Consider the following 9,625-nt stretch of genomic DNA (forward strand, 5'->3'; position numbering starts at 1 on the left):
TTGTCTACACCCTCTTAGGATTGCTGGTGATAATCAGATTTTTTACTCAAAAGGCCGATCGGCCAACTGGACCGAGCCTGTGCAAGGCGCTGCCCGAAGGGCAGCCTTCAGCGTCCTGCCGCCATTTGCCAGAGCCGCGCCAGGTCACGCGCGCGGTCGTGCAGCAGGCGACTGGCATCGCGACAGGCCTGCTCAAGGCTCATCGGCCCGCTGGCCAGCGCGAAGGCCGCGCCAATGCCGTGCGGGTAAAGCTGTTCGTAACCTTCGCCCAGCGTTCCGGCGAGCACGATCACTGGCACTTGCTGGCGTTGCGCGACGCGCGCGACGCCAAGCGGCGTCTTGCCGCGCAAGGTCTGCGCATCAAAACGGCCTTCGCCGGTGATGACCAGGTCGGCCCCGGTCAACGCCTGCTCCAGCCCGGTCAGCTCGGCAACCACCTCAACGCCTGCGCGAAACGAGGCATTCAGATACGCTTTGGCAGCAAAGCCCATTCCGCCTGCCGCGCCGCTGCCAGGGCTGTTGCGCTGGTCCTGACCGAGGATCCGCGCCGAATGGTCGGCGAAACACCCAAGTGCGGCATCCAGCGCCACAACCTGCTCGGGCGATGCGCCTTTTTGCGGGCCGAAGATATGCGAGGCGCCATTCGGTCCACACAGAGGATTATCGACGTCGGCGGCAATCTCGACGCACACGTCAGACAAGCGCGGATCAAAGCCGCTCAGGTCGATACGGGCCAGATCGGCAAGCGCGAGACCGCCCGGTGGCAAGGGCTGATCGTCGGCATCGAGAAAGCGTGCGCCCAATGCCGAGAGCATGCCGCTGCCGCCGTCGTTGGTTGCGCTGCCACCGATGGCCAGAATCACGCGACGGGCACCCGCATCCAGTGCCGCCGAGATCAACTGGCCCGTACCTGCTGTGCTGGTCACACAGGCATCGCGCTGTGCCAGCGTCAGTAATTGCAAGCCACTGGCCATGGCCATTTCGATGATTGCCGTTCTGCTCTCGGCCAGCCAGCCCCAATGAGCCTGGACCGGATCGCCCAGCGGTCCGCTGACCCGGGCGCTCATCAGTTCACCATTGCAGGCTGCCAGCAGCGCTTCGATGGTGCCCTCCCCGCCATCTGCCATCGGGCATTTGATCAGTTGGGCATGCGGCCAGACCTCGGCCAGACCAGTGGCGACGGCGTCGGCAACGGCCTGTGCACTGAGGCTGTCCTTGAACGAGTCGGGGGCGATGACTATTTTCATTGTTGTTCTCCATATCCGATGCTCGCATGCTCTCATCCGCCACCGGGTTTGCCGCCAGCCCTTCGCACAACGATCGGCAACCGTTATCGGGCATTTGAACAAAAACCGTGTTCAGTCGTGACGAGTGATCATCTGCGCGCCCAGATACAGACGCAGCAGGTCATTGGTCTTGTAAGGATCGCAGCCGGTCAGCTCGCCGATCTTCTCCAGCCGGTAACGCAGGCTGTTGCGATGGATGCCCAGGGCTTCGGCGCAGGCCTGGCTTTCGCCGCTGTACTCGAACCATTTGCACAGGGTGTCAAGCAGTTGTACGTGGTTATGCAAACGGCCAATCGGCTCGGCGACGTCTTCAGCCAGCCAGCCAGTCGTGGCGGTAGCGCCAGAACAGCACCGGCAAACGGTACGCCTCAAGACGCAGCAAGCGTTGCCCCGGCAGAGCCTGACTGGCGTAATCGAGCAGATCCCGCGCCGCCGCACAGGCATGACGCAAGGCAGGCAGATCAGCAGACTGAGCCACGGTGGCCATGCGCAGCACCGGCCAGCGGTGCTCATCGAACTGCTTGAGCAGCAGCGCGTCGTCACGTTCCTTGCCCGTCGCGCGGCACCAGTACAACAAGGTGGGCTCGCGCAGCACGCACCAACTGTCGGCGTAACGCGTGCCAAGCCAGGTTGCCACCTGGCTGGCAACCTGCCCTTGCTGGTCAAACTGGATCAATACCACCTGACGCGCCACATGCGGCTGCAAACCAAGCTGGCGGGCTTCATCCACCATGCTATCGGGGCAATCCGGCAGCAGCAGGCGCGCCAGCAGGTCTTCGCTGCGCTGTGCCCGCCACTGCAGGTCAGCCTGCTGACGACGGTGTTCCATAAGCATCTCGGCGGTCATCTTCACCAGCTCGCCGTACACCCGGACCTCGTCCGACTCGCCGGTGATGCCGAGCACGCCGACCAATTGATGGTCAAGCATCAGCGGCAGATTGACCCCCGGCTTGACGCCACCGAGCTGCAACGCCGCCTGCGAATCAATTTCCACCACCTGCCGGTTGGCCAGCACCCGCTGCGCGCCTTCATGACGGGTACACAAGCGCTCGGGGTCGCCACTGCCGATGATGATGCTCAGGTAGTCCATGACATTGACGTTGTAGGGCAGAATGGCCATGGCCCGGTCGACGATGTCCTGGGCCAGCGCCCGATCAAGGGCGAACATGAAAAGCTCCAGACGCGTGGCGAGGCTTGCAATGGTTAGGCATATGGATACATTTTGTTGAAGTTATAGAACGCCCGAGTGTGCCTGAAAGTGGTCACCGGCGCGACGTACATGGCAGAGTGCCCGCGTCGACCTTTTGAATTTCCACACACGTGCACAGGCCCCCTTTTGATCAAATCCCGACTCGCCAGTCTGCTGTCGCTATTGACCCTGCAAGCCTGCACCTCAATGGCGGAAAGCGAAGCACCGACGCAGCGTTTTGAAGACTACCGTCAACAAACCATTGAACTGATCCGCAAGCAACGCAACTTCCAGACCGCCGACCATGAGGCCGAACTGGGCTGGAACGCGCCGCGCCAATGGACCCCGACTGGAACGCCTAAAGGCGGCGTTCTGCTGGTGCACGGGCTGGGTGACTCAGCGTGGTCATTCAATGACGTGGCACAGAAGCTCGCCGATCAGGGCTATCTGGTCAGGACCGTGCTGCTGCCGGGGCATGGCACCAGGCCCGAAGACATGCTTGATGTGCGTCTGGAGCAGTGGCAGCAGGTGGTGCGAGAGCAAACGCAACAGCTAAGCCGCGAGGTGCCGAAAGTCTATCTGGGGGGCTTTTCAACCGGGGCCAATCTGGTGCTCGATTACGCCTATGACCACGAAGAAATTGCCGGGCTGGTGTTGTTCTCGCCGGCATTTCGTTCCAACAGCGGCTATGCCTGGCTGACCCCGTGGATCGGCTGGGCCAGGCTGTGGCTTGCCGCCCCCAACGACGGCCTGCGCCCCCAACGACGGCCTGCGCCCGATGCAGACGCCGGTTCGTTACATGAACATGCCCACCAACGGTTTCGCCCAGTTCTATCGCAGCAGCGCGCTGGCTCAGGACCGCCTGCATCAACGTCGCTATGACAAGCCGGTGTTCATCGCCATCGCCGAGCACGACTCGGTACTCGACACTGATTACGTGCTGGACAACTTCAGCCAGCGCTTCAGTAACCCCGCCAGTCGCCTGATCTGGTACGGCGACCTGCCCGCCCGCGCTGCCAATACGCCGCGCGTAGAGGTGCGCAAGGACTACCTGCCGGAATACCGCATCAGCCGCTTTTCCCACATGGGCCTGCTTTTTTCAGCGGATAACCCGCTTTATGGCGTATCCGGTAGCCAGCGCATCTGCTGGAACGGCCAGAGCACACCGGACACCGCGAAATGCATGGCGGACGAGCCGGTGTGGTATTCGGACTGGGGCTATACCGAACCGGGCAAGATCCACGCACGCCTGACCTTCAACCCGTATTTCGAGTGGCAAACCCAAGTGATGCTCGGCGTGCTGAATGCAACACAGTAAAACTCAAAGGCTCTTACTCCAGCGGCACCAGTCGCTCACGGCTGTTGCTCAGGTGCGTCCACATCGCCGCACGCGCTGCATCCGGGTCCTTGCGGCGAATAGCGCTGAGCAGTGCTTCGTGTTCAAGGTTGGCCAGATAGCCTTGATGCGCGAGGTTATTGCCCGCCCGCTCGCTTGACGCAATGCGGCTACGCGGAATGATCGCGCTGCCCAGGTGCTGCATGATTTCCATGAAATACGGGTTACCGGTGGCTTCGGCGATGAGCATGTGAAAGCGTTTGTCGGCCTCCACACAACTGTCGTCATTGGCCAGCAGGTCCTGATAATCATCCAGTGCCTGACGCATGGCCGCCAGTTGCTCATCGGTGCGGCGCACAGCCGCCAGCGCGACGGCCTGGGTTTCCAGGCCAATACGCAGTTCGATGATATCGCGCACCCGTGAAACGGTTTCAACCTTCAGACGCAGGCCGGTCTGGTCACTGCGCTCCAGCACAAACGTACCGATACCGTGGTGGGTCACCACCAGCCCTGACGCCTGCAACTTGGAAATGGCCTCGCGCACGACAGTGCGACTGACGCCGTGCTCACGAACGATCTGGTTTTCGGAAGGCAGCTTCTGATCGGGTGCGATTTTGCCCAGCAAAATACGCTGGCTCAGTTCGGTGACCAGATCGGTGGCCAGGCTGTGCTGACGACGTTTGGGCGCTGCGCTGACAGGCTCTTGCATGGCGAATGAATCCTGACTTGTCTGGTCGGGCTGCCGTATCACGTTCATGACAGCGCGAATGTGAGGTTGAGTGCGCAAAAAGGCCGGTGGCATCGGCCTGCGCAGTTGTCTTACTTGTATTACAAGCTATCTGTCGCTGTCAAAGCTCTTGATTTACCTCGAAGCGTTTTTTTCAACAGCACAGCTTGAAAGAAACGGCCCGTGAATAGGTCATACCCGGCTCATAAAAAAGGCTGATACCCAGCAATCAATGGGTAAAAATATTAAATTAACATCGTCATACTGACGCGCCCTGCGCATGTACCTGCATCCAGAAAAACTTTCCCAATCGTCCAAATCATCAGCATCAGGGGATTGCACAAGCCTTTTTTACTTGTATGATGACCTACAATGCGAGGGACACACTTCGCACATACCCGCATAAAAACAACGAGTGGGAGATTCAACTGTGAGCACATCCAATTCCAGGATGGCCGACGGCACTGATTCGGTTCTGAGTTCAGCCGTATCGAAGGTCAAACGTCACGTCCTGCCGCTTTTCGTCATCATGTTTATCGTCAACTACATCGACCGGGTGAACATCGGCTTTGTGCGTTCGCACATGGAGCATGACCTGGGTATCGGTGCTGCTGCCTATGGCCTGGGTGCCGGACTGTTCTTCATCGGTTATGCCCTCTTCGAAGTCCCTTCCAACATCCTGCTGCAGAAAGTCGGCGCACGTATCTGGTTGACGCGGATCATGCTCACCTGGGGCATCGTTGCTGCCTGCATGGCCTTCATCCAGAACGAAACCCACTTCTACATCCTGCGTTTTCTGCTGGGTGTGGCCGAGGCAGGCTTCTTTCCAGGCGTGATCTACTACTTCACCCGCTGGTTGCCCGGGGTTGAGCGCGGCAAGGCAATTGCCATTTTCCTCAGCGGCTCGGCCATCGCTTCGCTGATTTCGGGACCGTTATCAGGCCTGCTGTTGCAGATCACCGGTTTCGGAATGAAAGGCTGGCAGTGGATGTATTTCATCGAAGGCATGTTCTCGGTGGGCCTGTGCTTCTTCGTCTGGTTCTGGCTGGACTCCAAACCGCACGACGCCAAATGGCTGACCCGCGAAGAACAGGACGCGCTGGTCAGCGCCATCGATGCCGAACAGGCTGCCCGCGAAGCGGCTACGCCAGTCAAAGCCTCCATCGGCAAGTTGCTCAAGGACAGCCAGATCATTCTGTTCTGCCTGATCTACTTCTTCATTCAGTTGACCATCTACGCAGCGACCTTCTGGCTACCGAGCATCATCCGCAAAATGGGCAGCCTGACTGACTTTGAAGTCGGCATGTTCAACTCCATTCCATGGCTGCTGTCGATCATCGGCATGTACGCTTTCGCCACGCTGTCCGCCAAGTGGAAGCGCCAGCAGGCGTGGGTAGCGATTGCGTTGCTGATTGCCGCTGCCGGGATGTTCATGTCCACCACTGGCAGCCCGATCTTCGCCTTCGTTGCCATCTGCTTTGCAGCACTGGGTTTCAAGTCGGCTTCGTCGCTGTTCTGGCCCATCCCGCAAGCGTATCTGGATGCACGTATCGCTGCGGCGGTCATTGCGCTGATCAACTCGGTGGGCAACCTGGGTGGCTTCGTGGCACCGACCACTTTCGGCTTGCTGGAAGAGCACACCGGCTCGATCCAGGGCGGGCTGTATGGCCTGACGGTCACATCGATCATTGCCGCGATCATCGTCTTCGCTGCGCGCAATACGCCCAAGCCAGGAGCGACGCCGGTAGCCGCCATCCATACCCCGGCCACGCATTGATGCAGGTTCGAAGCGACGCCATTACAGGCCATATTTTCTTACGGGATCAGCTATGAACATTCAACAAGCCAACATCACCAGCAAGGCCCCTGTCATTACCGAGATGCAGGTAGTGCCAGTGGCTGGCCATGACGACATGCTGCTCAACCTCAGCGGCGCGCATGGCCCTTACTTCACCCGCAATATCGTGATACTCAAGGACAATGCCGGGCATGTCGGCGTCGGCGAAGTGCCGGGTGGCGAGTTGATCCGCCAGACGCTGGAAGACGCACGCTCGCTGGTGGTCGGCAGCAGCATCGGCACTTACCAGAAGATCCTCAATGAGGCACGCAAAGCCTTCGCCGATCGCGATTCGGGCGGCCGCGGCCTGCAGACCTTCGACCTGCGCATTGCCATTCACGCTGTCACCGCGCTGGAAGCCGCCCTGCTCGACCTGCTTGGTCAGCACCTGGACGTACCGGTTGCTGCATTGCTGGGCGAAGGTCAGCAACGTGATCAGGTCGAGATGCTCGGCTACCTGTTTTATGTCGGCGACCAGCGCAAAACCGACCTGGCCTACCGCAGCGAGCCCGACGCCGATAATGACTGGTTCCGCATTCGTCATGAAGAAGCGCTGACTCCGCAGGCGGTGGTCCGTCTGGCTGAAGCTGCGCACCAGCGTTACGGCTTTCAGGACTTCAAGCTCAAGGGCGGCGTACTGAGCGGTGACGCAGAGATCGAAGCTGTCACGGCGCTGGCTGAGCGTTTTCCCGATGCGCGTATTACCCTTGACCCCAACGGAGCCTGGTCGCTCAAGGAAGCCATCCGCCTGTGCCGCGATCAGCATCACGTGCTGGCGTATGCCGAAGACCCGTGCGGCGCGGAAAACGGTTATTCCGGTCGCGAAGTCATGGCCGAGTTCCGGCGCGCCACCGGGCTGAAGACTGCCACCAACATGATCGCCACCGACTGGCGGGAAATGGGCCATGCCATTCAATTGCAATCGGTGGACATTCCACTGGCTGATCCGCACTTCTGGACCATGCAGGGCTCGGTACGTGTGGCGCAGATGTGCAACGAGTGGGGTCTGACCTGGGGCTCGCATTCCAACAACCATTTCGATATTTCTCTGGCGATGTTCACCCACGTTGCCGCTGCGGCGCCGGGCAACATCACGGCGATTGATACCCACTGGATCTGGCAGGACGGCCAGCGCCTGACCAAGGCCCCGTTGCAGATTATCGGCGGCAAGGTCGATGTGCCCAAGCAGGCGGGGCTGGGCGTCGAGCTGGACATGGACCAGCTGGCCAAGGCTCACGAACTCTACAAAGGCATGGGCCTGGGCGCACGCAATGACGCAGTGGCCATGCAGTTTCTGATCCCGGACTGGAAATTCAACAACAAGCAGCCTTGCCTGGTGCGTTGAGCCAGCTTAAAAAACCACTCGCCGCCTGCTGACAATCTGGCTGGCACACGGCGCGCAACCCCCTTGCGCGCCGTTTTTTTCAAATCCGGCTTGGCATGCAAAATGGGCATGCTACTGTCTCGTAATCTCCTGTAACGACTAGACCGCATGCGCCATCTCGCCCGCACCCGCCCTCGCCTGACACTCGCAGCTTTGGTTGGCCTCACCGCCGGCATTGCCTGGGCCTGGCTGATCCCCCACGCAACACTCACGCAGAGCCTGCTGACCGGCTGGGACACAGGGGTATGGCTGTATCTGATCCTTATTTTCGTTCGCACACTGCGCAGCAATGCCGACGATGTCCGCCGAGTCGCGATGATGGAAGACGAAAACGCGGGCGTCATTCTGGTAACGGTCTGCGTGGCGGCACTGGCGAGTCTGGCGGCGATCATCTTCGAAGTCGCGAGCAGCAAGGGCCTGTCCAGCGACGCCAAAATGCTCCATCACGCCTTCATCGGCCTGACCGTCATAGGTTCGTGGCTGATGATCGGGGTGATCTTCAGCCTGCATTACGCACGCATGTTCTATACCTGGAAAGGCAAGGAGCCCGCGCTGGCGTTTGTCGGCGGAGAAAAGCACCCTGACTACTGGGACTTTCTGTACTTTTCGTTCACCCTCAGCGTTGCGGTACAGACCTCCGATGTCGGCGTCGCGACCCGCGAAATGCGCAAGGTTGTGCTTGGCCAGTCGTTGATCTGCTTTGTGTTCAACACCGCGATTCTGGGCTTTTCGATTAATATCGCTGCCAGCCTGTTCAATTAGTGCTCGGTTTCATACAACCCCGTCAAGAGGCCTTCAGACAATGACCCCGTTGAAAATCGCAGTGCTCGATGATTGGCAAAACATAGCCAGCGATGTGGTGGACTGGTCGGTGCTCGACTCCGCGGGCGACATCAGCTTTCTGCACGACTTCCCGGCCGACACCGCAACCATGGTGCAACGCCTGCAAGGCTTCGACATCATTTGCCTGATGCGCGAGCGAACCCTGTTCGATGAGGCACTGCTCAGCCAACTGCCTGCGCTCAAATTGCTGGTCACAGGCGGCATGCGCAATGCGGCGATTGATATCCCTGCGGCCAAGCGGCACGGCATTGTGGTGTGCGGAACAGAAAGCTATAAACACGCGGCACCGGAACTGACCTGGGCGCTGATCATGGGCATCACCCGCAATCTGGTGGCCGAGGCCAACTCTTTGCGCGCGGGCAACTGGCAGGTCGGGCTGGGCAGCGACCTGCACGGCAAGACCCTGGGCATTCTCGGGCTGGGCAGTATCGGCAAATGGATTGCCCGCTACGGTCAGGCGTTCGGCATGCGGGTCATTGCCTGGAGCCAGAATCTGACACCCGAAGCCGCTGCCGAATCGGGCGTCACGTACGTCAGCAAACAGCAACTGTTCGAACAGGCGGACGTGCTCTCGGTGCACCTGGTACTCAGCGACCGCAGCCGTGGCCTGGTGGACGCGGAGGCACTGGGCTGGATGAAACCGAGCGCCTACCTGATCAACTCGTCACGCGGCCCGATCATCGATCAGACTACGCTGCTTGAAACACTGCAACAGCGCAAACTCGCAGGCGCCGCACTCGACGTGTTCGACATCGAACCGCTGCCGGCTAATCACCCGTTCCGCACGCTGGACAACGTGTTGGCAACCCCGCATATCGGGTACGTCACCGAAAACAACTACCGGACCTTTTATGGGCAGATGATCGAAGACATTCAGGCCTGGCATGCGGGCTCGCCGATTCGGCTGCTTGGCTGACACGTTGTACGCCGTCAAAACGGTAATCTGCCGGCTCAGTCACTCAGACTTTTTGTTGCTCTAAAAACCCTGTTTATGCGACCCTGCTCCGCTAAGGAGGCGCTGCA

At 59.9% G+C, this 9,625-nt stretch carries 6 protein-coding genes and 2 pseudogenes; 5 read left to right on the top strand and 3 right to left on the bottom strand.

The annotated features are described in order from the left end of the window. Nucleotides 1-107: 107 nt before the first annotated feature. Both ALO64_RS01000 and ALO64_RS01005 read right to left on the bottom strand, forming a co-directional pair. Nucleotides 108-1,247: a glycerate kinase gene (locus tag ALO64_RS01000; protein ID WP_044345242.1), complete on the bottom strand. Its 1,140-nt coding sequence runs from the start codon at nucleotides 1,245-1,247 to the stop codon at nucleotides 108-110. A gap of 111 nt (nucleotides 1,248-1,358) precedes the next feature. Then, a pseudogene (locus ALO64_RS01005) lies at nucleotides 1,359-2,454 on the bottom strand (CdaR family transcriptional regulator). Nucleotides 2,455-2,622: 168 nt separating this feature from the next. On the opposite strand from ALO64_RS01005, the pseudogene ALO64_RS26710 reads away from it, so the two are divergent. Continuing rightward, nucleotides 2,623-3,793, top strand: a pseudogene (locus tag ALO64_RS26710) (alpha/beta hydrolase). A gap of 13 nt (nucleotides 3,794-3,806) precedes the next feature. Here ALO64_RS26710 and ALO64_RS01015 read toward each other — a convergent pair. Next, on the bottom strand, nucleotides 3,807-4,520 hold the full coding sequence (locus ALO64_RS01015) for a FadR/GntR family transcriptional regulator (protein ID WP_044345241.1): 714 nt from the start codon (nucleotides 4,518-4,520) through the stop codon (nucleotides 3,807-3,809). A 469-nt stretch (nucleotides 4,521-4,989) separates the two neighbouring features. Here ALO64_RS01015 and ALO64_RS01020 point away from each other — a divergent pair, with 469 nt between their 5' ends. The 4 genes from ALO64_RS01020 (at nucleotide 4,990) to ALO64_RS01035 (ending at nucleotide 9,518) form a co-directional block, all read left to right on the top strand. Next, a complete protein-coding gene (locus tag ALO64_RS01020) occupies nucleotides 4,990-6,315 on the top strand; it encodes an MFS transporter (protein WP_005745896.1) in 1,326 nt (441 codons plus the stop codon). 52 nt (nucleotides 6,316-6,367) lie between these two features. Further along, the gene (gudD, locus tag ALO64_RS01025; protein ID WP_044345239.1) at nucleotides 6,368-7,720 is read left to right on the top strand and encodes a glucarate dehydratase; all 1,353 of its coding nucleotides are present in this window, start codon (nucleotides 6,368-6,370) and stop codon (nucleotides 7,718-7,720) included. Between the two features lie 147 nt (nucleotides 7,721-7,867). Beyond that, complete coding sequence (locus ALO64_RS01030; protein ID WP_044345238.1) at nucleotides 7,868-8,521, top strand: DUF1345 domain-containing protein; 654 nt, start codon at nucleotides 7,868-7,870, stop codon at nucleotides 8,519-8,521. Nucleotides 8,522-8,561: 40 nt separating this feature from the next. Next, nucleotides 8,562-9,518, top strand: a complete 957-nt coding sequence (locus ALO64_RS01035; RefSeq protein WP_044345237.1) for a D-2-hydroxyacid dehydrogenase family protein — start codon at nucleotides 8,562-8,564, stop codon at nucleotides 9,516-9,518. Nucleotides 9,519-9,625 lie beyond the last annotated feature (107 nt).

The sequence above is a fragment of the Pseudomonas meliae genome, assembly GCF_001400515.1.
Classification (GTDB): domain Bacteria; phylum Pseudomonadota; class Gammaproteobacteria; order Pseudomonadales; family Pseudomonadaceae; genus Aquipseudomonas; species Aquipseudomonas amygdali.